General features: G+C 69.5%; 20 protein-coding genes and 2 pseudogenes. 9 read left to right on the forward strand and 13 right to left on the reverse strand.

All coding sequences use genetic code 11. The features are described from left to right. Positions 1–79 precede the first annotated feature (79 nt). Positions 80–1,291, reverse strand: coding sequence for a Mu transposase C-terminal domain-containing protein (locus tag BS80_RS43925; RefSeq protein WP_332262201.1), 1,212 nt, complete (start codon positions 1,289–1,291; stop codon positions 80–82). After that, entirely contained in the window at positions 1,222–1,692 is a 471-nt protein-coding gene (locus BS80_RS43930; protein ID WP_332262202.1) for a hypothetical protein, read from the reverse strand. Before BS80_RS43930 ends, BS80_RS43925 begins: the two co-directional genes overlap by 70 nt. 655 nt (positions 1,693–2,347) lie before the next feature. Here BS80_RS43930 and BS80_RS43935 point away from each other — a divergent pair. Together BS80_RS43935 and BS80_RS30240 are read left to right on the forward strand one after the other, a co-directional pair. Continuing rightward, positions 2,348–2,596, forward strand: coding sequence for a hypothetical protein (locus BS80_RS43935; RefSeq protein ID WP_332262203.1), 249 nt, complete (start codon positions 2,348–2,350; stop codon positions 2,594–2,596). Between the two features lie 105 nt (positions 2,597–2,701). Next, positions 2,702–3,541: a S1 RNA-binding domain-containing protein gene (locus tag BS80_RS30240; RefSeq protein WP_232246701.1), complete on the forward strand. Its 840-nt coding sequence runs from the start codon at positions 2,702–2,704 to the stop codon at positions 3,539–3,541. Here BS80_RS30240 and BS80_RS30245 read toward each other — a convergent pair. Genes BS80_RS30245 through BS80_RS30255 form a run of 3 tightly spaced genes read right to left on the reverse strand, consistent with a single transcriptional unit; the run spans position 3,501 to position 6,384 of the window. Further along, on the reverse strand, positions 3,501–3,917 hold the full coding sequence (locus BS80_RS30245; protein ID WP_035803964.1) for a hypothetical protein: 417 nt from the start codon (positions 3,915–3,917) through the stop codon (positions 3,501–3,503). The genes BS80_RS30240 and BS80_RS30245 overlap by 41 nt on opposite strands. Beyond that, a complete protein-coding gene (locus BS80_RS30250) occupies positions 3,914–6,013 on the reverse strand; it encodes a hypothetical protein (protein ID WP_157536681.1) in 2,100 nt (699 codons plus the stop codon). Before BS80_RS30250 ends, BS80_RS30245 begins: the two co-directional genes overlap by 4 nt. Then, complete coding sequence (locus tag BS80_RS30255; protein ID WP_035803966.1) at positions 5,998–6,384, reverse strand: hypothetical protein; 387 nt, start codon at positions 6,382–6,384, stop codon at positions 5,998–6,000. The genes BS80_RS30250 and BS80_RS30255 overlap by 16 nt, the downstream gene beginning before the upstream one ends. A gap of 842 nt (positions 6,385–7,226) precedes the next feature. On the opposite strand from BS80_RS30255, the pseudogene BS80_RS30260 reads away from it, so the two are divergent. The 5 genes and pseudogenes from BS80_RS30260 to BS80_RS30280 form a co-directional block, all read left to right on the forward strand. After that, positions 7,227–7,727 (forward strand): annotated as a pseudogene (locus BS80_RS30260) (ISKra4 family transposase); the annotation flags it as partial. 111 nt (positions 7,728–7,838) lie between these two features. Then, entirely contained in the window at positions 7,839–8,372 is a 534-nt protein-coding gene (locus BS80_RS30265) for a CbrC family protein (RefSeq protein WP_035803967.1), read from the forward strand. A gap of 484 nt (positions 8,373–8,856) precedes the next feature. Then, the gene (locus tag BS80_RS30270; protein ID WP_035803968.1) at positions 8,857–9,210 is read left to right on the forward strand and encodes a hypothetical protein; all 354 of its coding nucleotides are present in this window, start codon (positions 8,857–8,859) and stop codon (positions 9,208–9,210) included. A 300-nt stretch (positions 9,211–9,510) separates the two neighbouring features. Then, positions 9,511–10,407 carry a carbohydrate kinase family protein gene (locus BS80_RS30275; protein WP_157536682.1) on the forward strand — a complete coding sequence of 299 codons (897 nt, stop codon included), beginning with the start codon at positions 9,511–9,513 and terminating at the stop codon, positions 10,405–10,407. Between the two features lie 165 nt (positions 10,408–10,572). Then, the gene (locus BS80_RS30280; protein WP_051967377.1) at positions 10,573–12,711 is read left to right on the forward strand and encodes a trehalose-6-phosphate synthase; all 2,139 of its coding nucleotides are present in this window, start codon (positions 10,573–10,575) and stop codon (positions 12,709–12,711) included. Between the two features lie 534 nt (positions 12,712–13,245). Here BS80_RS30280 and BS80_RS30285 read toward each other — a convergent pair. The 6 genes and pseudogenes from BS80_RS30285 to BS80_RS30305 form a co-directional block, all read right to left on the reverse strand. Further along, on the reverse strand, positions 13,246–14,646 hold the full coding sequence (locus BS80_RS30285; RefSeq protein ID WP_051967378.1) for a hypothetical protein: 1,401 nt from the start codon (positions 14,644–14,646) through the stop codon (positions 13,246–13,248). 282 nt (positions 14,647–14,928) lie between these two features. Beyond that, entirely contained in the window at positions 14,929–16,659 is a 1,731-nt protein-coding gene (locus BS80_RS38255) for a restriction endonuclease (RefSeq protein ID WP_051967379.1), read from the reverse strand. 344 nt (positions 16,660–17,003) lie between these two features. Continuing rightward, positions 17,004–17,618 (reverse strand): hypothetical protein, encoded by a 615-nt coding sequence (locus tag BS80_RS30290; protein ID WP_035803970.1) that lies wholly within the window; start codon positions 17,616–17,618, stop codon positions 17,004–17,006. Positions 17,619–17,665: 47 nt separating this feature from the next. Beyond that, complete coding sequence (locus BS80_RS30295) at positions 17,666–18,595, reverse strand: hypothetical protein (protein WP_157536683.1); 930 nt, start codon at positions 18,593–18,595, stop codon at positions 17,666–17,668. A gap of 518 nt (positions 18,596–19,113) precedes the next feature. Next, positions 19,114–19,440: pseudogene (locus tag BS80_RS39885) on the reverse strand (radical SAM protein); the annotation flags it as partial. A gap of 242 nt (positions 19,441–19,682) precedes the next feature. Continuing rightward, complete coding sequence (locus tag BS80_RS30305) at positions 19,683–20,054, reverse strand: hypothetical protein (RefSeq protein WP_035803973.1); 372 nt, start codon at positions 20,052–20,054, stop codon at positions 19,683–19,685. Positions 20,055–20,952: 898 nt separating this feature from the next. On the opposite strand from BS80_RS30305, the gene BS80_RS41260 reads away from it, so the two are divergent. Continuing rightward, positions 20,953–21,117: a hypothetical protein gene (locus BS80_RS41260; protein ID WP_157536684.1), complete on the forward strand. Its 165-nt coding sequence runs from the start codon at positions 20,953–20,955 to the stop codon at positions 21,115–21,117. 64 nt (positions 21,118–21,181) lie between these two features. On the opposite strand, the gene BS80_RS41265 is transcribed toward BS80_RS41260, so the two are convergent. Together BS80_RS41265 and BS80_RS30320 are read right to left on the reverse strand one after the other, a co-directional pair. Further along, on the reverse strand, positions 21,182–21,346 hold the full coding sequence (locus BS80_RS41265; RefSeq protein ID WP_157536685.1) for a hypothetical protein: 165 nt from the start codon (positions 21,344–21,346) through the stop codon (positions 21,182–21,184). Positions 21,347–21,437: 91 nt separating this feature from the next. Next, positions 21,438–22,451: an SDR family NAD(P)-dependent oxidoreductase gene (locus BS80_RS30320; RefSeq protein WP_051967380.1), complete on the reverse strand. Its 1,014-nt coding sequence runs from the start codon at positions 22,449–22,451 to the stop codon at positions 21,438–21,440. Positions 22,452–22,855: 404 nt separating this feature from the next. Between BS80_RS30320 and BS80_RS30325 the strand changes: the two genes are divergently transcribed. Further along, a complete protein-coding gene (locus tag BS80_RS30325) occupies positions 22,856–23,185 on the forward strand; it encodes a helix-turn-helix domain-containing protein (protein WP_035803976.1) in 330 nt (109 codons plus the stop codon). Positions 23,186–23,256 lie beyond the last annotated feature (71 nt).

The following is a 23,256-nucleotide window of genomic DNA, read 5'->3' on the forward strand; positions in this document are numbered from 1 at the left end:
GCCGCCTCTCCCGTCGGCGGCCGGCTGTCCGGGGCGGCCGCCACCGTGTCGGGCCCGGCGGTGGTGCGCGGCTGGCGGGTCACCACCGTTCGGCCTCCTTGCGCGCGTCCCACAGGCCCAGGCCGGTGTAGGGCGGAACGGGGGAGTGGCGGTCCCCACCCGCGTCGTCCCAGGCGTCGTCGGGGCCGTCCACGTCCTGCTCCTGGCCGGTCCGGTCGCCCGGGTGCTCACCGTTCCAGGGGCCCTCGCCGTCGGTGCCGCCGGAGCCGTTGTCGTGGGCTCCTTCCGCGGTGCCGGTGTCGTGGGGCCAGCGGTCGCCGGGGCCGAAGTCGTCCTCGCTCTCCTCGGGATCGTCGGGGTCGAGGAGACCGTCCGCGTCTTCGGCGAGGCCGTCCTCGTCCGCACTGCCGCTGGCGTTGCCCGGGCCGTCGGCGGGCACCGCGCCCGCGTCGTCCACGCCGTCAGCGGGAGTACCCGGGTGACCGTCGGCGGCCAGCCGGGCCCAAGACCGCGGCGGGCCTGCCTGCTGCGCCCCGAACCCGGGCGGCCCGGCGGCGGCCCCGGGGCGAGGCAGGCGGTCACCGGAACGCGGTGCGGGCTGCGCGGCGGCCTTCCCTCCTGCGCCTGCGCCTGCGCCAGTGTCGGTGGTCGCGGGTGAGGGCGGCCGGCTGGTGGTCCGGCCAGTACCGCTGGCGGCGTCTGGTTGCCGGGTGGCTGGTGTGGGGTGGGGGATGCGGGCGGGCATCGCGCGGGCCAGGACGGCCTGCTCCGTGCGGGTGGCGCCTCCAGTGGTGGCGCGGCGTTGGAGGTCGTCGAGGGCCTGGGCGAGGTCGGCCTCGTGCTGGTCGTGGTTGCCGCGGCGTAGGGCGGTGGTGCGGATGTGGTCCCAGGTGCGGTCGTCGAAGGGATGGTGGACGTGGTCGCGGTGGATCCAGGGGATCTCCACCAGGTCGTCTCGGTCGGGCAGGCGGACCCAGATCTGGCGCAGGTCGTGGGGGTTGTGGTGGACCTCCCACCGGCCGGCCCGGGCGGCGACGGGAGAGGGCTGGCCGCGGTAGGGGCCGAGGAGGTCGTGGTCGTAGGTGCGCTGGCCGAGGCGGATGCCGTGGTCGTTGATGGTGAGCCAGCGTACGGGCAGCAGTTCGAGGTAGTCCCGCCCCGATAGCGGGAGCGGGACGTGCCCGGCGACGGCGGTCAGCGCGCCCCACATCTCGTTGGGCGTCAGCTTGGCCTTGGGCAGGAGCGGGTGGCGCAGCCCGTTGTGGGGGCGGTGGTGCAGTGGACGAGCCATTCGTCGAGGAGGTCCTGCAGCTGGGTGACGCTGTAGCAGGCGTGCTGTTCGACATCCCGGCCGCGCTCGGTGACGTTGGAGCCGGTGTAGCCAGGCAGGTACTGGCAGAACAGCGTGTTGATGGACCCGAAGGTGCGTTCCACGATGCCCTTGGCGGCAGGGGCGTGCGGCGGGGCAGGCTGCACGCTGATCCCGAGGCTCTGGCAGGCGGCGGTGAACGTCTCGGAGAGGTAGATCTTCCCGCGGTCGACGACGATCGTCTCCGGTACCGCGACCGGCCGCGCCGCGGCGCCTTCGAGGCGTTCGTCGGCAGACAGCAGTTCCTCCCGGTGGGGGATGGAGGAGCGGGTGAAGCGCAGCACCGGCGGCCAGGTGGGCCGGGCTGGGTGGGGGACGGCCATCTCGGCGAGCAGCAGGGCGGCGTCGACGGCCTTGGTGCTGTGGGGGCGCAGGACGGCGGCCAGGATGGAGCGGGTGGCGACGTCGACGGCGATGTTGTGGAGGTAGTTCTCAGCTGACCGCTGACCGCTGACCGTCTGAGGCCTGCGGCTGGGGGTCCTGGGTGGTGGCGATCTCGGGGTGGTGCTGAGGTGTCAGAGGGGTCGGCTTGGATGGCCTCGTGTCGGTCTATGAAGTGATCAAGAAGCTGCCTGACATCGCGACTGTCCGCGATCGGTCCAAGGCTCTGGCGATGCTGGACGCCATCATGAGCCCCGAGTGGGACTGCAGGTACTACTCCTTCGATTCCCGCTGGTCACCAGGCGAGGAGATGGCCTCGATGAGGGACGGTGGCGGCAACGACTACGCCATCGTGTTCTCCGCTCCTGGGGCGTATGCCCAGGCGTGCGACCACGAGTCGCCGATGACCCCCTATCACGTTTCGCCTCCAGCGCCGTGGCCTGGGCTGTCCGACTCAGTCCCGGAGGTCTTCCGTTCGTGCGTGGAGCAACCCGCGTTCGCCGACCACAACGGACTGCCGCGAGCAACCGTCTGCTTCTGGCGCGAGCAATCCGATGTCCAGTGGAGTGCGGCAACGTCCATGTCCCGGACGAGGAGATGGAGGACGCTGACGGCGCGGAGTGGCTGTTCGACATCCTCCTCGGGGGTACTGCAGACGCATATCGGGACTTCGCCGAGGAGTACTACGAGGTAGCGGTCGACCTTGATGCTGTGCGTCACGTCTATGCTCTGCGACCGCTCTCACAGAGCATCGTCTCGTCGCTGAACCCGGATGTGAGCTTGGACGACCTTGCGGAGGACATCGCCCAGATCGGCTTTGCCGTTGTGGATGGAGTTCTGGACTGACCGTTTGACTGCCCCGAGGATGATCCGCTTCCGGCCCGGTGCGGACGTCGCGGTCTGGCTCGCTGTCCTCTCGGCTGCTGGTGCGATGAAGGTTAGGCTGCTCTCATGCCCGAGTCAGCCTCCGATCCTCGCCTGCGGTCTTTGCTCAACCGACTCCAGCCGGGCCCGGTGAGAAGGGTGAAGGTTGTCGGGTTCGATGGGTCGGATGTGCTCGTGGGCCTGGAGGACTCGGAGGGGGGGAACATCGAGGTTGGGCGCATCCCCCGGCATGAGGTGTCGATGCGCCGCTTTGACGATCCTTCGGAGATCGTCAGCGTCGGCCTGGAAATCGAGGCTGAGGAGATCGGGCGTTGGCGTGGAGGGCAGCTTCACCTGTCCGCGAGGGCTTGTGAGAACCCGGAGCTGAGGTCGTTCCTCGTTGGCATTAAGCCTGGGCAGATCCTGTCCGGGACCGTGTCGGAGGTTCACAACTTCGGAGTCTTCGTCCATCTGGAAGGCGAGCCTGACGGCCTGTGCACTGGGTTCATCCGCGTGGTGGACCTGTCGTGGTCGCGGATCAATCACGCCTCGGAGGCCGTCGAAGTCGGGCAACGGGTCACCGCTGAGGTGATCATGTCCGAGACGCGGCAGGGACAGGTCACCGTGTCGCTGAAGGCTCTGCTGGAAGATCCGCTCATTCGTTTCGCCGACCAAGCTGGCCGCGTAGCCCGCGGGCCAATCACAAAGATCATCCCGTTCGGCGTGTTCGTGCGGCTCGCCGACGGCGTGGAGGGATTTCTTCACCTGTCCGAGCTGACCGAGGAGCCCGTGGAGAGCCCTGACCAACTCGTCAGCGAGGGCGACGTGATCACAGTACGGGTTGCCGAGGTCGACCTCCAACGTCATCGCGTCAGTCTCCGCGCGGTTATGACTGGCGAGGACGTCCAGGAGAGCCAATCCGTGTGATCTTGCTGCTGGCTTCCAGGGCTTCGCGCAGGCAGGCGTTGTCGACGGCGAGGCGCTGGATCTGGGCGGCTGCGAACTGGAGGTTCTCGGTCAACGACCGGTTGGCGCGGCGGAGTTTGGCGTTTCGGGTGGTGAGGACCTCGTAGGGGCTGGGCCGCATCTCGGCCGTGGGGTGGGGTGCCGGCCTGGAGCGGGCGGCGGAGACTTCCTTGGCCAGGTCGGGGAAGTGTCGGCGGAAGGTGGTGTTGCTCAGGTCGAACTTCGCGGCCAGGGCCAGGACGCTGGGGCGGGTGCCGTTGTCGTGGCACTCGTTGACGTACTGGTTCAGGACGCGTCGGACGTGGGCCTCTGCGGGGATGTCGGCGGGGCGGCTCACGCGGACTCCCTGGTGGTGGTGTTCTCCAGTAGGAACGCGGTGATCTCCGTGCGGCGGCCCTCCAGCCGGCGCCGCAGGAGTGGCGGCAGGGGCGGGCGGGCGGCCAGGCGGTGGGTGATGCGGTCGATCTCGCGTTGCCAGGCGGCGGTGTTCTCGGGGGTGAGGGCGACGTTTCGGCAGGCCAGTGGCTTGCAGCCGCCGTGGTCGGGGAGTCCTTCGCTGCGGCGGTGGCGGGCGCGTTCACACAGGGCCTTGGCGTGGTCGTGGACGCAGGTGATGTACTGGCCGGGATAGACGGCCGGGTCGTGCTTGGTCATGAGCCGTCGCAGCCGGTTGTCGTCCAGGACGACGGTGCCCTGGAAGCGGGCGCGTTCGCCGAAGGTCTCCAGACGGCGGGTGGCCTCGTCGGCGGCGGGGCCGGTGAGGTGGGTGTGCTCGTGGGCGTCGATCGCGGCCATGAGGTGCTCGCCGCGGGCCAGGGCCTGCTCGCTCTCCACTTCGGCGCGGAAGCCCGACTCGCTGGTGCCCGCATAGCCTTCGAAAACCTGGATGCAGTGGTGCCGGTAGGCCAGGGCGCCGGCGATGACGCCGCCGGGACGGCGTGCGATGAACCAGGCCAATGTGCGCCTGAACTGGCTGTTTTTCAGATGGAAGGGCTGCTGGTTGACCATCGGGATGCCGTCGGTGCGGCCGTGGCGCTGGCAGAAGTCGTTGATCCAGGCGGCGAAGGTGTTGAGGCGGGCGTTGGTGCGCCCGCTGGTCAGCACCTGGCTGACCGCGTTGCGCTTGACGCCGGGACTGTGTTCCAGGCGGGAGAAGAGGTAGTCGGTGCCGGGCGGCTGCAACTGCTCCAGGACGGCGATCGCCCGGGCTGCGGGTTCGCCGATGTTCCAGGTGGCGGGGACGCCGGCGGGGTCGGCCTCGGCCTTGAAGGCCAGACTGTGCATCTTCCAGCGGTAGGGCGTCCCGTTCGCGTCGCACTCGGTCCTCAGCCCGCCGCGTCTCAGATGCTTGATCTCGCTGTCGCGGGCACCCGAGAGGAAGGAAAGGACCAGGTAGCAGGAGTCCTGCAGTATGCGGGCGAGCGCGGCGAGGCTGTCGGGTTCGGTGTGGTCGGCAAGGATCGCTCCGATCCACGGCTCGTCGTCGAGCCGGCCGAGGATCGGCAGGTCGCTGACGACCTGGGGTGTGAGGCCCACGATGGCGGCGGCCTCGTTGATCAGGTGCCGGTAGCGGCCCAGCGAGATCCGGCTGCGGCCCAGCGCCTGCGCGACCCCGGTCGCGCTGGGCTCGCCGCGCCAGCCAGGCAGCGGCTTGCCTGCCGCGATGTGTTCGTCCAGCCAGGACCGCAGCTGGATCGGCAGGTCGCCGTAGACGTGCGGCTCGGCTGGAGCCGGCGGCGGGGTCCGCCAGTGACGGTCCGCGGCGAGGATGTCGGTGGAGAACTCGTCGATGAAGCGCATTGCCCAGACGAACAGCGGCCCCAGCACTTCTTCGGGGATCCGTGCGGTGGCGTTCTCGCCGTTGTGGGCCTTGGGTTCGCTCCAGCCGTCGACGTGGCGCGGGTCGAAGCACAGGACGTCGCAGGACAGGACGCTCCGCCAGAGCCAGAACTTGCGCGCGGCCGAGCGGGCTCTTTGCCGGGCGTCGGCAGCGGACAGGGACTGGATCAGGAACCGCTGGAAGTCCTCCAGGTCCCGGCCGGTCATGGCATCCAGGCGTCGGGGGCGAGCCGCTGCCCAGCGAAGGAACCGGACGTACTCGGTGAAGGCGGTGCGGATGGTGGAGACATCGGGCCGGTCCTCGCCCGCCGGGACGGTTCCCGACAGCATCTCGTAGCAGAGTTCCTTGGCGACCTGCCGATGCGTGGCGGGGATCAGGGTGAAGTCGAGGACGAACCGGCGCTCGTGCTTCTTGAGCATCGCCGGGCCCAGGACCCAGACGTCGTCGCTGAAGCGCGAGGTCTTCTCCAGCACCGCGCCCACTCGCAGTCGGCGGGCGTGGAAGACGAAGGGGTCGGTGCCGTCCGCACGGACCTCTGGCGGCGAGGCGAGGTGCGGCAGGGCGTGCAGGGCGGTGGTCACGGCAGTTCGCATGGGTTCTCGATCAGGTCCAGGAGCGCGTCGTGCGGCTTCTCGGCCTGGGCGTGCTGGAGTTCGGCGGGGGTGAACTTGGCGAGGATGTCCTGGCGGATGGCGACCCAAGCCGGCCCGTAGCGCGGCCACCAGACCTCCTCGGCCAGTTCGCGGCGGCGCTGGGCCAAGGCGTCGAGCAGAGCCAGCAGCCGAGGCAGGTGGTCGCGGGTGACCAGGCAGTTCCCGCAGTGGAAGCAGTCGAGGAAGGTGACCTGGCACGCTTCCCCGGTGATGGGATGCTGGTCGTGGTCGACGCAGGCCGTCCAGCCGGTGTCCAGCTCTCCGTCAGCGACCTGGCGGGCCTTGTCCGGACCGATTCCGCTCTCCTCCATTGCCCGGGTGTCGACGGGGCCGGGCAGAACCCGGGGCAGTGCTCGTCCACGGATCGCTGCCGGCCAACTCCTCGGTCGTCTGGCCGCTGGTGGTCCTGACCGTCGCGAGCATGGCTTATGACCTCGGTTTGCGAGCGCTGCGGCAGCGGCAGAGGAAGTAGCACATCGGCGGCGTGAGCCTCAGCTTCGCCACCTGCGCGGAAGCCCAGCGGGGGCTCCTCCGCCCCTGGCCCGATGGCTCCGGAAGCAGCTGGCCTGGTCCTCTGTGACTTGAGGACCAGGCCAGCTGCAAGCTCTGGCGGGCGAGGTCGGCCCTGGTGGTCGTGGTCATCAGTGGCTCCCGACGAGTTCGCGCTCACGGCGGCGGGCGGCCAGCTGCTCGCGCAGGCTGAACTCCTCGGAGTGGTCCTCGGTCATCCAGGCCAGGACGGTGACGGTGACGGGGGGGGGGGGGGGGGGGGGGGGGCAGTTCGTCGCCGTCGATCGCCCAGGGAACCTCGGGTAGGGCGGGCTGGTCCAGCAGCGGCGCGCACAGGCCGCATGGCAGCACGGTCCGCACGTGCCGGTCGCAGTAGGCCGGGTGCCGTTCCTCGGCGTGGCGGTGGGTGTCCGCCGGGGCCGGGGCCGAGGGGGGCGGGCCGTGTTCCGGGCGAGTCTGGCCAGGTTCGGCGCCGGAACCGGGTCCGGCGCCGGCTCCGGGGTGGCCTGCGACGGTGGCCGGGCGGCAGGGCGTGGATGTCCAGCTCGCCCGCGCGCGGCGGGTCCTTCCGGAGAGGCGTTCTCGCGGTGCAGCCGGGTCAGGGTTCGGACTTCTGCCTCGCTTCGGCTACTCGCCAACCCACCACGTGCTACTGGACTTCGTGCACGTCGCCGAGTATGCCTGGGCCGCCGCCCACGCCTTCCACAAACCCGGCACCACCGAGGCCCACGCCTGGGATGCCGACCATCTGACCGGGATCCTGGCAGGCCACGCCGCCCGCACCGCCACCGAGATGACCACCCAGGCCAAGCGGGAACACCTGCTGGCCGCCCGACGCGAGGCCGTCGACGCCTGCCACCGCTACCTGACCGGCCACCCCGACCAGCTCCACTACGAGACCGCGCTCAACAACGGGTGGCCGATCGCCACCGGCGCGGTCGAGGGCGCCTGCCGACACCTGATCGCCGACCGCCTCGACATCACCGGCGCCCGCTGGGGCCTGCCCGGAGCCGAAGCCATCCTGCGACTACGCGCCATCGTCGCCAACGGCCACCTTGACCCCTACTGGCGCCTCCACGTCGCACGCGAGCACGAACGCCTCTACCCCACCCCGAACCAGCGGCTGTTGCACCTCACCGCTTGATCACAGGACTGCTTGCGGACAGACTGCGACCCATGAGGTTCACAGGCGTGCCCACCGACGCGCAGATCACACGCGTCAACGCGGCCCCTCCTTGCATGGGAAGGCCCACCAGTGAGCATTGACCTGCCCTCCTTCCGCTACCACCCCGATCCCGTCGCCAGCGGATCCATCCGCGAGAGCGCCGGGACCTGCGCCTGCTGCGAGCGCGCCACGGGCTGGATCTACACCGCGACCTTCTACACGGCCCAGGACGTCAGCGGGCGATTCTGCCCCTGGTGCATCGCCGACGGCAGCGCCGCCGAACGATTCGAAGGTGACTTCACCGACTCATACGGACTCGACGGCGTCAGTGATGAGACCCTGGAGCACGTCACCCGCCGCACCCCGGGCTTCCACGCCTGGCAGGACCCGCACTGGCTCGTCCACTGCAACGACGCGGCCGCCTTCATCGGCGAGGTCGGATACGCCGAACTCGCCGCCCACCCCGAGGCGCTCGACCAGCTTCGGACCGACCTACGGATCGACGGCTGGCACGACGCATCCCAGCTCGAGAACTTCCTGACCCACCTCGGGCAGGGCGCGAGCGCGATGCTCTTCCGCTGCACCGTCTGCGGCACCCACCTCGCCTACGCCGACGCGTCATAGCGACGGTCCAGCACGGGCCTTTCCCTTCAAGGGAACTACACCCAATTGGGATACGCGACCCGATCGCTCCGTAGGACAAGCTGAGGTCCTGGCGCAGGTGCTCGCCGACGAGCAGCGGCAGCGCGCGCAGCTGCAGACCTTCGTGAACGGCTGGCCCTGGCCTCCCGAGAGCGGGTAGAACGGCGGCCCGCAGCTGCTGCCACCATCGCCGTGGCCGCCCCGGCATCAGCGGACGTGCCGGACGGCATCTTCAGCAACACTTCAGCCGACGCGATCAAGATCTTCCAGCCCCCTCGTGTCGACAAGCACACCGACTCCGGAGTGAGGTCACTGCGCCGGCGCCCGCGCCATCAGGGCGCTCGCGCGAGGTCGCTGATGGTCGGCCCTTCGCGGCAAAGCAGTTCGGCTGGGCATGGACCCGGGCCTGAGGTGGAAGGCTCCACCCGTTCAGCACCACCATGCACCCGGCAGATTGGGATCAACCGTGCCCGACATCACCCCTCGCGACGTCACGGGAACCAGCGTCCCCGAGGCCGGTCCGCACAGCACAGCAACCGAGGACTCGGACTTCGTGATCCCGGCGACCGAGCCCGTCGCGGAGAACCTGGGCACGTTGACTCTGCGCTACGTCGACGGTGTTGCCGTGCTGGTCGTCAGCGGCGGCAACACGATCCCCGGAGAACTCGCGGTCGTGGATGCGAACGGCAACGCCATCGCCACCTACACCCCCGGAGCCCCCAGCGCCCCCACGGCAGCGACCGCCAAGTCCCTGGACGTGTCCTTGGACATCAGCGTTCCGAACTACAAGATCGACGACGTGATCCAGGCAAGCGCGTAGCCGGCGCCGAAGCTCAAGGAAACGGCGACAGCGCCAACCCGGCGGGCCCCACGGGTACCGGCGTAGCCGGACCCGGGGGCCGGAGCGGCTGGGCACCGTGATCGCGGAGGGCGCCCCGGCTCCGCGTTCGGGGCGCCTCACATCTCGGATGCCTGGATGTGGCCCGGAAGCTCTGGACAGGCAGGGCGGCCCCGACCGTAGGAGCCGGAGGAGAAAGTGGGATGAGTGAGCGGCGCAGCTTTTGATGACTCGTCGCCAGGAAGTCCACGGGTGACGGCTGGTGCGGTGCGGGGTCGCGAAGTGCTGGTTGTTGGTGAGTACTTCGCTGATCTGATCTTCCAGGACCTCGAACGGCCGGTCCGGCCGGGCACCGAGGTCTTCGCCGGGGCGCTCGACCTGCTGCCCGGCGGGGCCTTCACACCGGCGATGGCCATGCACCGGTTGGACCGCGACGTGGTGTGGGCCACCGACTTCGGCACCGACCTGTTCAGCTCACTCGTGCTCGGCGCGGCTCGGGCCGAGGGCCTGGACGAGAGCGGCTTTCGTCACCACACGGCTCCCCTGCGCAGTGTCACGGTGGCGCTGTCGTACCCGGGCGACCGGGCCATGGTCAGCTATCAGGACCCGCACGGGGCGCCGCCGCTCACCGAGTTGCTGCGCGAGCACCGCCCCGAGGTGTTGATGTTGCCCCACTTGCGTTTCGGCGCTGAGCTGAAGGCATCCCTGTCGGTCGCGCGTCAGCTCGGCACTCTGGTGTTCATGGACTGCCAGGACGTGCCCGCCACCCTCGACACGCCCACGGTGCGCGAGGTCCTCGCCGACGTGGACGTCTTCGCCCCCAACGCCGACGAGGCACTGCGGCTGACCGGTGCGGGCACGGTCGACGACGCGCTCGACCTGCTGGCCGGACTCGTGCGCACCGTGATCGTCAAGCGCGGAGGCGAAGGGGCCAGCGCGGTGCAGGAGGGGAAACGGTACGACGTTCGCGCCGTCCCGGTCGACGTCGTGGACACCACCGGAGCGGGTGACTGCTTCAACGCCGGCTTCGTGCACGCCCTCCTCGCGGGGAAGCAGCTTCCCGACTGCCTCGCCGCCGCCGTCGCTTGCGGCGCCGCCGCCGTGACCGGCCCGGGCTCCAGCCGCGCCCTCGACCGTGCCGGGCTGCTGCACTGGCTTGCTCGCGTCCCCCGACTCTGATGCTCTGTCCACCCGCCGCGTCACCGAGCCCGAACCCCGGCCGTCGCACACGGTGGCAGGCCCCGTTCACTTGGTGATCGCCTCGTGTTAGCGTCCGGTGATCGTGAGCTGACACGAGCGGACGCGCGTGGGCCCGGCCCTTCGCGCGCCGAAGGGGGGCACCGAATGAGGATTCTGGTCACCGACCTGGACGGCACGCTGCTGGGCGGCTACCGGGCCGACCGCCGGCGACTACAGGGCGCGCTGGCCCGTCATCCGGAGCTGACGGTGGTCTTCGCGACCGGTCGCGGCCTGCCCTCGGTACGCGAGGTGCTGCGGGACCCGCTGGTACCCAGGCCGCGCTGGATCATCGCGGACGTGGGGGCGAGCGTCCTCGACGGCGTCTCATTGACCCCGGTCGAGCCCCTGCAGCGAAGGTTACGCAGCGGCTGGCCCGGAGCCCGACGCGTCCGCGCCGCACTACGCCGCCTGCCCGGCCTGACGTACCAGCACGGCGTGGCCCAGGACGGCCGCTGCTCGTTCCACCTGCGACCCGAACAGCTCACACGGGAGCTCACCGACACGGTGGAGGCGTTGGGCTGCACATGGCTCTATTCCGCGGACCGCTACTTCGACGTGCTGCCGCCGGCGGCGAGCAAGGGGGCCGCGCTGGCGGCGCTTGCCGCCGAGCAGGGCTGGCCGATGTCCTCGGTCCTGGTGGCCGGCGACTCCCTCAACGACCTGTCGCTCTTCGGGCTCGGCGCGCACGCAGTGATCGTCGGTGGCGCCGAGCCCGCCCTCCTCGACGCCGTACCCGAGGACGAGCGCGTCCACCGTCCCGACCGGCCGGGCGCCGCCGGGATCCTGTCGGCCCTTCAGGAACTGGGCTGGGTGGAACGGGAGTACCCGCTCGTGGTCGGCTACCACCGGCCACCGCTCACCTGGACCTCTGACGGATGGCGGCCACCCGCAAGCCCCAACGGCATCCTGCCCACCCTGCGCAGCCTGTTCACCGGGAACCCGCAGGCTGTCTGGACCACCGCCGCGGTCCTCGACACCGAGGAGGTCCATGGTCCCGACACGCGCTCGGCGCCGCTGGACCGCCACGACACCGGACTTCCGCTCTCCTTCGTCCGGTTGAGCCCCGCCGAGTGGTCCGGGTACTTCCACCAGGCGTGCAAGGAGGCGCTCTGGCCGGTGCTGATGTCCCAGCCGGAGCGCCTGCGGTTCGACCCGGACGCCTGGGCCCACTACCGCGAGGTGAACGCCCGCTTCGCCGACCACATCCAGGCCCGGGCCGCACCGGGTGCCACGGTCTGGCTGCACGACTACAACCTGTGGCTCGTCCCCGGACTGCTCCGCCCGGCACGCCCGGACCTGCGGATCGGCTTGTTCCACCACACTCCCTTCCCGCCCGCGGACGTGTTCGCCGCGCTTCCCACCGCCGGGGAGATCCGTGCCTCGCTGAGCTGCCTGGACTGGGCCGGATTCCACACCGAGGCCTTCGCCGACTGCTTCCGGCGGGTCCTCGCCCGATCCCCGCGGATGCCCCGGCTCGGCGTGCATCCGCTGGGCATCGACCGCGGCGCCATCGCCGCACTGGCTCGCGCCCGTGCCCGCCTGCCCCGGGCCGGCGCGGCCGAGGGGGCACTGGTGCTCTCCGTCGAGCGCCTGGACTACGCCAAGGCCCCGGTCGAGAAGGTGGAAGCCATCGCCGCGCTGCTCGCCCGCCGGCCCAGGTTGCGCGGACGACTCGGGTTCCGCCTGGTGTGCCCGCCGCCCGAGGCCGGCATCACCTCCCACGACGCGACCCGTCAGCGGCTGGAACGCCGCATCATCGAAGTCAACCGCGACTGGGGCACCGGAGACTGGCGACCCATCGAATACCTGCCGCGCAGCCTGCCGCTGGCCGAGGTGATCGACCACTACCTCGCGGCCGACGTGTTCTGGGTGACCTCCCTCCAGGACGGAATGAACCTGACCGCGAAGGAGTTCATCGCCGCCCAGCACGCAGCCGACCGCTCCGGTGTGCTGGTGCTCTCCCGTCACGCCGGCGCCGCCGCACAGCTGGGCACCGCGGCGCTCCTCACGGAGCCCCACTCACCCGCCGACCTCGTCGAAACCCTGCACCGGGCGCTGACGCTCGCCCCCGACGAGCGCCGCATGCGGCTGGACCGCCTAGCGGACCTGCTGGGGCACAGCCACCCCATGGACTGGGCCTCCGACATCACCACCGCCATCCGAGGCGGCGACCCGAATCCCGGCCGAGGGGGCCCCCGCAGTCCCGAGTACGCCCGGAGCGGCCGCGTTCACTCGACTGGTTGAGCCGCCAGTCCGTGGGCCGGCCCTGGTGGACCAGGGCTTCAAGGACGAGGTCGTCATCCACGGTGCGATCCATGGTGGGAGGACCGCGTGCTGCACACCAAGCTCTACCCGGCGAAGGGCCGTCGGGTGTGACCTGTTTGGTTGTGGCGGGTCGGTGATTGGCTGAGGAGGCTTGTTATCGGGCTGGGGGTTTGATGGGTTGGTTGAGAAGGATCCGGGCCGTGGTGGGGTCGTGTTCGGGGCGGGGCTGGTTCTGCGGAGGTGTTGCCGGCTGAGTATCAGAGCGCTGTGACCTGCTGGTTTTGTTGGTTGGTTGAGGACTTGCAGGTTGCGTGAGAAATGGTGGGGATTCCCGCAGTCTGGATGAGAGCCCTGGCCGCCGTCTGTTCGTCGCAGGCCCGCTCCGGCCCGGTGCGCGCCGCAGCCGGTTCCTGACGCGCCACACCGGGCCGACGTCGGGGGCGGCGAGGTGGAGCTGGCAGGCGTAGTCGAGGGCGTCTGTGGGGGTGCCTGCTTTCCGTCCCGCTGCCGGGATCAGGCCGGTGGCCGGCCTGGGGCGCCAGCCTGGTCAGAACTCGTCCGTCGCGTTCCGGCGAAGGCCCGGACGCTGTGGCGCGGGTCTCCGCGCAGGAGGTGGCGAATGGCGTCGACTTCCGGGCCCTCCACGGCCGCGTTCGCGGCGGCTTGGGCCAGGGTGCGCCGCACGCGGAAGTCGGGGTCGCGGGTGAGGCTCAGGGCGGTCTGGTGATGGCGGACGGGGAACCGCATGCACAGCACGGCACTGGCCTGGCGGACGCCGAAGTGGTCGCGGGTAGCCAGCAGACCGGGGTGGACGCTGTCGGCGGTGTCTTCCGGGAGCCCGCACAGCGCAGCGGCTGCCTCGTGGACATCGTGCTCGTCGCGGCTGCGCAGGAGCTCGGTCGCGTGGTCGCGGACCCAGGCATGCTCATCGGGACTGGAGGCCGCTGCTGCCGCGAGCGCGAGAGCGGGGCCGCGCAGAGACGCCGATCCGATGTTCACCCGGAACGCGCTCAGAGGGTGCGGGCTGTCTGTGAGCACCTCGCCCAGGTAGCTGGCGGAGTTGTCGCCGAGTACCAGTCCTGTGATGGCTTGGAAGACGTGGCGGCGGTCCTGCTCCGGTCGGTCCATGACCAGGTTCCTTGCCGCGGTCAGAGCCTGTTGCCGAGTCGTTGCGACTTCCCGCGGGTCGCCGGCGATTGCCAGGAGTTGATCCAGGCAGGCCTTGCGGTCGTCGTCGTTCAGCTCGCGCGCACGGCTGACCTGGTAGGAATCGGGCACGAGGGCGGTGCCGATCTGGGCGACGCCAGGTGTGGGTGCGGGGCGCTGAAGGATGCGATCGCGGGCTTGCTCGGCCCGCAGCAGTACCTTCGGGTGAGCGGGATCGAACAGGGCGCGTGCGACGTCGGCACGGTACAGGCCCTTGTCGTCCAGGTCGCCGATCCGGTTTCGAAGTTCAGCGATGTCCTCATCGGACAGGCCTGGCTCCCGGGCCTGGGGGGCATCACCCTCGTGCGTACGGATCAGACCGATCAGTTCATCGCCGACTAGCAGCTCGAGTGCCTCTTGGACTCTCGCCTCGGCCAGGTCGAGCAATCGTGTGAGGGCGCGCTTCGCCGCCCTGGGATGAGCTCTGGCGATCGCCACGCACGCCCTGGCGTGGCCCTCGTCGGAGTGATGGAAGTGGTTCGCCTCGCGGGGAACGTCCGCAGCCAGCATGTCCAGGAGGTTCAGGGCCTGCTCGGGGGTACCGCGGCCGGCCAGCGAGCAGGCGGTCCGGGTGGCCTGATGGGTAAGCGTGTGGGTGGGTGACTCGGTCAGCTCGCCGGCGCGGCTTCGCTCGGCGAGAGAGGTCACAGCGCCCATGAAATGCTGCGCCGTGTCGTCGTCGATGAGATCGGCCTGTGCCTCGATCATCGCGGCACCAGACTGAAGCACCCACCAGGGCGCGTCACCAATCGGGGCACTGGGCAGTAGGTGGTCGCCCACGGCGGCGGCCAGTGCCTGCAGCTTCTGTGTCTGGCCGGCACGGCGGTAGAGGCTGGCTGCCAGGTCCGGTTCCTGGTTCGCGGCGTAGAGATCGGCGAGGAACCCTAGGAGTCTCTTGAAGATCTTGCTTTGACCGCCCGATTTGCGCCAGATTGCCAGTAAATGTCAATCAGGTCGAACTGGTGCAAGCCGGGCGCGTTTTCAAGATCTTCAAGAGACTCCTAGAGCCTCTAGTTCGCCGCCCCAGTCGCCCGTCACGGTGGCATCCACGAGCCAGCGGCGCCCCGCCAGCACCGCCTCAATGGGTTGGGCGTTCTCCTTCGCGGACAGGGCGTGCTCGCGCGGCTTCCGGGCACGCACCAACAGGCGGTCTGTCCCCGTGCCCCGTAGCGCTTGTGCGAGCCGGTGCTCGTCGTCCAGGTCTCCCCAAGGGCCGAAGAACGTGTTCACTGCGCGGATCGCGTACAGCCAGTCAGCGGCGTCCTCGGCGAGCCCTTCGTGGATGGCGTTCTGCACGGCATCGCGCCAGTGGTCCACGGCTTCATCGGCGATGCTCTCCCACAGGCACCGGCGGGCCTCTCGCGCGTTCACCCAGGCGGCCAGCCGTCCCGGCACCTGATGACGACGGGCAAGCCGCTGCAGTTCGGTGCGCTCGTCTGGGTCGTACTCGGCCCGGACGAGACGCAGCCGCATGAGTGTGTCCTGAGCCTCGGATCCCCGTGTCCGCAACTGTGCGATGGCGCCACGGATGAGCGTGTCCAGCGCCAGCAGTGACTCCGGAGCCCAGACCAGGGTGTCCTCGGCAAGCAGCAGTACCAGGGCAGGCCGGTACTCCGGCTCGGATTCCGTGGCGTTTTCCAGAACCGCCCGCAGCTCGTCGCGCTGCCCCAGCGGGTGGGCAACGACCCCACGCGCGGCGCGTACCAGGTCGGCATGGCGCCTGACCGATGGTGCGGCCTCGCTACCAGCCTTCTTCGCTTCCGTCGTCATGCGTTCGAGTTGGCCGACCAGGGCCTGGAGTTCGTTCCCTTCGCCGACGTGGATGGCGTTGACCGCCAACTGCGCGGCCACGTCGGCCGCCTCGTCAAGGAGATGGGCGGCCTTCAGCGCGTCGAGCTGCTTGTGCCTTAAGACAGTGGCGTGGCCGATGAAGTCGGCTGCCTCCAACTGCCCGGCCAGGTCCGCGTACAGGCGTGCGGAGACCTCCGGTGCCGCGGCGCGCTGTTCCTCCGCCTTTCGCAGCAAAGGGGCCACTGCACTGGTGTTCAGGGGACCGATGAGGATCTTCTCCGCTTGCTCAAGGCGGTCGGGCAGCGGGACCGGAACCCCCGCGAGAGGGGCGTCCGTGCAGAATGACTCAGCCGTCTCGCGCGTCCAGAACTGGGCGACCACATTGCCGAGCGACCGAAGACGCTGGTTGATCTGCTCGGATCCCCATAGCTCCAGGTCCAGGTCGGGGTGCTCGTTTTCGAGAGCATCGAGCTCATCAGTGAACTGGGTGGGTTCAGTGGATCCCGATGTCGCGACGATGAGATGCCTCGCGCCGAACGGCCGCCGACCGGTGGCGAACTTCTCAACTGCTGCCCGCAGAACGGCAGGCGTGAAGTGCTGGTAGTCCTTGCACTGGACCACCGTGTTGCCGTCCGGGCCGCGTCCGGCCAGGTCGATTCCGTGCTGTGGCTGTCCCTGTACCCCGTAGCGTCGGAACCTGACCCGGTGAAGTCCCAGCCCGTTTCGGCAGACCGCGAGCATCAGCTTCTCGAAGCGGTCCCAGCCGATGTGGAGGTTCAGGTCCTCACCGGGCGGCACGTTGCCCGGTGAGCCCGTCTCGGGCGAGGTCTTGAGGACAGGGTCTTGCAGGTAGTCCTGCCAAGCGGCATCGGGCTCATCGGTGCTGGCCGGGGACGAGGCCGGGGGCAGGATCGGGTCGGTATCTGGCACATCCCTAGTCTGCGGTGTGGCACCGACGAATCTGCGGGTCTGGCGCCTGAGTGCCCGGTACTGGGACGTGAATGCCCTCAGTGGATGCTGCCACCGCGTTCGTCGGGACCATGAGCGCTCCTGGCGCCCCCATCCGCGCATCATCGTGAAGCCCTGCTGACCGTGCTCGGTGGAGTCTTGGTATCGAGTCACTGAGCCCGCCTGATGTGACCTGTTGGTGTTGTCGCGGCGCTCGCCACGGTGGCCGGTACCGTCGTGGCCGTCATCGCCTTGAAGTAGCCCGTCGGGGTCGGGGAGCCCAACACCTCCCCGACCCCAATCACCACCCTTCCCCGGCCGGATGGTTAGGGGAGTTGGCGGCGTAGTGCTGGGCTGATCCGGGTGAGCAGGGCGCCGCCGTACATCGGCACGAAGCCGATCTGGCCCTGGTTCTTCAGCTGCATGAGCAGCTGCTCGATCACCAGTGGCTCGGTGTCGTGCTGGTCCGCGAGGTTGCGGAAGTCCAGCCAGCGCCCCGGGCCAGCGGGGTCGACGGCGAGCATCCCGGTGATCAGGGCCAGGTGGATCTGCTCGGCCCGCGGCTCGGCGGCCGGCAGCCCGGCAAGGAAGCCGTGCGAGGTCAGGTCCACGCGGACCGGGGTGCTGCCGTGCCCGAAGGCGGTGAGCAGTCGGCACCGGTGCAGTTCCCCGAAGGCTTCCTCGATCTCGGCCGGGCTCAGCCCGGCCTTCTCCGCGCTCGCGGCGATCTCCGCTCCGACGAGGTAGGTGAGCATGGTGCTGCGCAGCGCTGCCCGCACGCTCTCCCGCAGGACGATGGTGTCGGTGGTGGTGAGTCCCGGGAGCGGCAGCACCCTCGGGCGGTGCATCGAGCTGTCCTCGGGGCTGGGGGAGGAGCTGTTGGCGGTGGAGATGGTCATGGCGTCCTCCAGGACGTCGAAGTGGTCGGGACTTCCGATCACTTCCGCACCATGCCGTTGATCGCGTCCGGACGGATGGCTGCGGGCGTTCAGCCGGACGCTTCCTTGGCCGACGGTGATCCGTTCGAACCGGTCGGGATGCCGAGCACCTTGAAGTCCTCGAAGAGGACGGTCCGGCTTGGCCTGTCCGGCTCGACGAGACCGGCCTCCTTGAAGCGCTGCGCCAGGGTGGTGCGAAGGCGGCCGCCGGCGGTTTTCTCGGAGTTGTCGTAGGTCAGCAGAAGCTGAGCAACCGTGAGGTCCGGCCGGTCGGTACAGATCTCCTTGATGATCTCCCTGCGGATCCGGGTCGTCTGCGGGATGACCCTCGGGCCGCCGCCAGCGTAGGGCGCCCGCAGGTCCCGGCCGCCGTTCTCCGAGCGGATGTGTCGGCGGATCCGGTCGGCGTTGCGGGCCTGATCGTCAGTGCGGCTGTCACGGGCGGATGCTCCGCGGCCATCCCGTTCGATCGCGGAGACTCCCGGCGGCTGCAGCTGATCAGCCAGCTCGCGTGGATCAGCGTCCCAAGGCACCTTGTATCCGATCAGCGGCAGCAGGAGCAGCACGCCGATCACCGCCTGGTCGGAACCCCACTCCGCGTCGACCGAGACGCCGACTCGTTGCAGGACGTCCGCGACCACCCGGACCAGCCGATGGAACTCAGCGACGATGAGGCCGGCGGCCTCCGACTCGGCCTCAGTGAGCACCCACGCATCGGGTGCGGCAGGGTCGAACGGGTTCGGCTCCTCGGTGCCGTCGAGGAGCCGGCCCCCGATACCGCACACGCGCCAGCAGAACCGCATGACCTGGACTTGGTCGACGAGATGTCGGGCCAGTGGCTCCAGGATCCGTGCGGCCTCCGGCATCGCGGCCTCCACCGCCTGACGAACCTCTGGGCGCCCCAACCACGTCGCGGCGGTTCGCCGCGCCCAGTCTTCCTCTTTGCGATACCAGGACCGAACTGTCTGCTCGTCGGACATCACCCCATCATCCTGGGACGTGCCGCCTCTCGGAAGCGATGTGACCTGTTGGTGTTGGTGGGTTTGAAATGGCCCTAGACGCTGTGTTGTCTGGACCTTTAGTTGGACCTGTTGGGTGGGGGTGGGTGGGGGTGGGTGTGGTGGTCGGGATGGGTGGAGGGGGTGGGTTCGGCGGCTTGGTGGGTTGGCGGGGTGTTTTGGGCTTGTAGTCGGGTGGGAATTCCGCGCGGCTGTTTTTATGGATTGTCTGCTGGTGGTGATGTGAATTCGGGTTTGATGCTTTGGCGTGGGGGCCGGTGTGGGGTTGGTGTTCGGTTTCGTGGGGTGGCGCTGTGCCCGTTCTGGTCTGCCGGTCCGTGCCTGCTCTGCCTGCCCTGCCCGTCGGCCGCGCTCTCGGGTGCGGTGGTTGGCCGGCCCTGTGGGTGCTGCTGCGCCTCGTCCTGGCTCGGTGTCAGGCCCGGGACCGGGGGGCGGCACGTGCGAGGTGCCCGCCGGGGTGGCCTGCTGGCTGCTCTCCGGGCCCGCGCGGCCAGCGCCTGGCGGTGGCTGCTGCGGCCGTCGGCGTAGCGGCGGTGGCGGTCGTTGGCGGCCTTGTCGCCGTCCAGCGAGATGCCGACCTTGATGTCCAGTTCGTCGAAGAGCTCGCAGAACTCCCGGTCCAGCCGGACCCCGTTGGTGTGGATCCGCAGGTCGAGCGCGCAGTCGGGCGCCAGCGCGGCGCGCAGGCTCGTCGCGGCCCGGCGCAGCAGCACCAGGCCGGCGAGCAGGGGCTCCCCGCCGTGCAGGACGACATGGACGGCCGGCAGTCGGTGGGCCGCGGCGTGCTCCGCGATCCGTTCTGATGATCGGCGTTTGGTTTTCAGTGGCTCGGCGTGGCTGTTCATTCGGGTGGTTGGGGTTCTTGTCTCTGGTCGCGGCCGCCGTCGACCGGGGATGGTGAATGGGGGAGCCGGGTGCGTGGTGAAGTGTCCTGCTGTATCGCGGTGAAGAGCCGACGCCGATCGTTATCACCGGCCTCGGGGCGTGGTTTGCGGCCGTGGTCCTGGAGCGGGAGCTGAGGAGGCTTCAGAGCCTTCTACGGAGTACTTTATCTCCCGGAGCCCTGCGAACCGAAGACCCGGGCCACATAGCGATCGAGGAGATCACGGAAGGCTCGGGCTGAATCGATGTCAGAAGTCGGCAGCGTTCCCGCGTCGTCGATGGTCGCGATGAAGTCGATGTCGGCCCAACCGCCACGGAACAGGACGGCCGAGAGCTGTGCGTCGCCGGGGCCTGTGATGAGGACGCCGATCGAGTCGGGTTCGGTCACCGAAGACCGGTCTGTTTCAAGGCGCGGTGGCCACGGCGCGGCCTCGTCCCGCCAGGTCACGTGCCCGACTACCAGCCCCCGGCGCTCCCAATCTGCCCTGCGCTCGGCGACTTCGACAGCCGCGTGATCAAGATCGACGACTTGTTCCATGGACAGATCATGACGACCAGCAAGCGCATCCTCTACCTGTTTCAGCCGGCGCCGGCCACGCCTTCACCAGCACGACCGCACGCTCCAGCGCTTTCAGTTCCCGACCCGCGGTACGCAGTGCTCTTCGAACTCATCGCTCAGCGCCTTCCGTTGTCGAGGACGAAGCCATTGTGCGCGGTGTCCGGGCGGTCGCCGGCCTCGGTGAAAGGGGTCCGCCGCAGTGGTGAAGAGCGGGAGCCGAACGCTGCTGCCCGTGGCAGTAGAGACCTGGGGGTCCGGCGTCCGGTGAAACGCCACGGCGGCGGTTTGCCTTCGATCGTGTGCTGTCGTGCGGCGTGTCGGTGTCGCACCGGTGTGGGGCGGACAGCCTGGCCTCAACGAGGCCTGCCGTGAAGGAGACGGGCACTGACCGGTATGGGGGAGTGGTGGTGCCCGAGCCGATGAAGCCAGTGCTGGATCGGTCCGCTGACGTGGCCAGGTTGATGGACCTGGACAGCCGGGGCGAGTTGACCACGTCTCATGTGCGGCTTGTCGCCTCGTCTCTCGGGGTGACTGTGCGGGCGGTGTGGTACTGGATCGCCGCGGCGCGTAAGGAAGGGCGGTTCTCGGCGCGCCCCCGCGCGCGGCTGGCCGTCACCTCGGAGGTCCGGCGTCTGCTGGCGTTGTGGGAGGAAACGTCTCGGCCGTCCACCGCGAACTGGTAGCCCGCGCAGCAGACGACCCCGCAGCAGGGCCTGTGCTGTCGCTGTCAGCCCTGCACCGCGCGGTGGTGCGGGAGTTGTCGGTGGGGGAGCGGGCGGGTCTGCGGGGTGGGGAGGCGGCCCGCCGAGCGTGTGACGTGTTCGGGAAGCGGCCGGCGTTGTGGAGGAACGCGTGCTGGGAGGGGGACCACAATCACGTGCCGGTACAGGTGGATGTCGAGGGCGAGTTGGCGTGTCCGCGGATCACGTGGTTCATCGACTGCGCCACCAAGATGATCACCGGGGTGGCGGTGACCCCGCACGCCCCGGGCTGCTGCGGCGGCTCGTGCCCGTCCCACTGCCCGCAGGCCAGCGCCGAGTAGGGCCCGGAAGCAGTCCGGCCCGGCCACCGTGATGGTGACCGGGCCGGACCGCGCGGGTCCTTGCTCAGGCGTTGCGCAGGGCGAACGCGACGCCCGCGCTCAGCACGGCGAGCTGGGCCGCGCTCAGGCCGAGCACGCGCGCCTGGCTCTTGACCACGTTGCCGAGCACGTAGCTGCCGACCAGGGCCGCGCCGAGCACGACCACGGCCTTCTGCTGTCTTCCCGTCATCTCCTCCACCTCCTCTCTTTGTTGGTAACCGGCTGTCTTGTGGCATGAGATCTTGACCGTTTGCCAAACGATCTTGACCGCGGGTCCGGTCTCATCCGGTCGAGGCGTCTGCTTCGCCGCGCACAGTCGCCGGGCCTTCGGTCTCACCGAACCTTGTCGGTGTGGTGAACGACGGGTCGTTGCCGGTCATGTCGCAGCTGGCCGCCCACAGGCGCGCCGCGGTCGTGGTGTCGGCGAGGTGGTTCCAGAGGGGTTCGATCCTGGGCGTACCGCGCAGCCCGAACGCTCGGGGACCTAACATCTGGCCGCCGCGCACGCTCGGGTCGAGCACGGCCCGGACGGCGGGCCATGCGGCAGCGTCCTTGCCCTGGACGAGAAGGCCGAGCGGTAGGTGGCTCAGCCGTTTACCGGTGGTGCGGACATGGAATGGCGGGCGCGAAGGGGTGAGGGAGTCGAGCGCGCCGCCGGGATGAACGAGCACGCTCGATGTCGTGCTGTCGGCGGCACGTAGGCGGCGGTCGAGTTCAAGAGCGAAGAGCATCTGGGCCAGCTTGGAGCGCGAATAGGCGCGTTTGGGCTGGTAGTCGTGCGTGCTCTGGAGATCGTCGAGGTCCAGGCGTTCGGACTTGGCGGCGAAGCTGCCGGTGGTGACGATCCGGCTCCCCGGGGTTGCCGTGAGCAGGGGGGCCAGGTGGTGGGTCAGCGCGAAGTGCCCCAAGTGGTTGGTTGCGAACATCAGCTCGTGGCCGTCTGCGGTTTCGCGGCGCGGTGGATGGTCGAGCGCCACGCCGGCGTTGTGGACGACCGCATCGAGGCGATCCAGCCCGAGCGCGTCCACGGATTCCTTGAGCGAAGCGAGATCGGCTAGATCCAGGGGCACATGCTTCACCTTGGCGCCGGGGATGTGCGAGCCGATGGAAGCGATTGCGTCTTTGGCTTTCGCCCTGTCGCGGCTACCGAGAACGACTGTGGCCCCGGTGCCGGCGAGCTGCTCGGCGACGAAATACCCGATGCCCGCGTTGCCGCCGGTGACCAGGAAGCTCTTTCCCTCGGCGCGAGGCAGCCGGTGGATGTCCCACTGTGGGACCTGGGGCACGGAGGGCATGGAGGGCTCCCGGAAGCTCGAGTGGTCTGGAGGCGGGCGGGCCGCACATTCACAGCCGGCCGCGCCCAGTTCCTACGGTCTCGAGGGCCACTCACATCCCACCGACAGATTGCTGTCCCCGCTGACAGCCGACCGACATCGCGCGGACCCAGCGCGGCAACAGCAGCAGCTTCCCCCGCCGATCAAGAACACGTGGCAGAAACCCACCGGCCGTCAAGATCATTTGACAAACGGTCAAGATCGCTTGTCATGGGACACCGGCCACGCTCCCACCCGGCACCGACAATCAGGGCCGGTCGGAGGCTTTGAGTACCATGTGTGGTTATGAGTGAGATGTTTGTGCGATCAAAAATGTTGCGCCATGAGAGGTGTTCTGTGCTACCTATCTGGATAGGAGGTATGTGATGTCTGAGATCTTCGCGGCGGTGGACGCACTGCTGGCCAAGGCCCGGGACGGCGGCGACCTGCCGGAACCGGCCGAGCGGGAGCGGCTGCGCAAGGCCGCCGGTCTGACCCAGGTCGAGGTGGCGGCGGCCTTGGATACCCGGCGGGAGACGTTCGCCAAGTGGGAGGCCGGCACCGCACAGCCGCGGGCCCCCAAGCGCGGCGCCTACGCCTTCCTGCTCGCGGGCCTGGCCGACATCCACGGCACCCAAGGCCCCGACGGCTGGCTCACCCTCGCCCGCCAGGCCCGCCCCCTCGACACCAGCACCGACGCCACGGAAGGGGAGTGACACCCTGATGGACCGCCAGACGTACACCGCCGAGCTGGCCTCTCTGCGCGAGCTGCGGACCGAGATCACGG

It is taken from the genome of Kitasatospora mediocidica KCTC 9733 (genome assembly GCF_000744225.1).
Taxonomy (GTDB): Bacteria; Actinomycetota; Actinomycetes; order Streptomycetales; family Streptomycetaceae; genus Kitasatospora; species Kitasatospora mediocidica.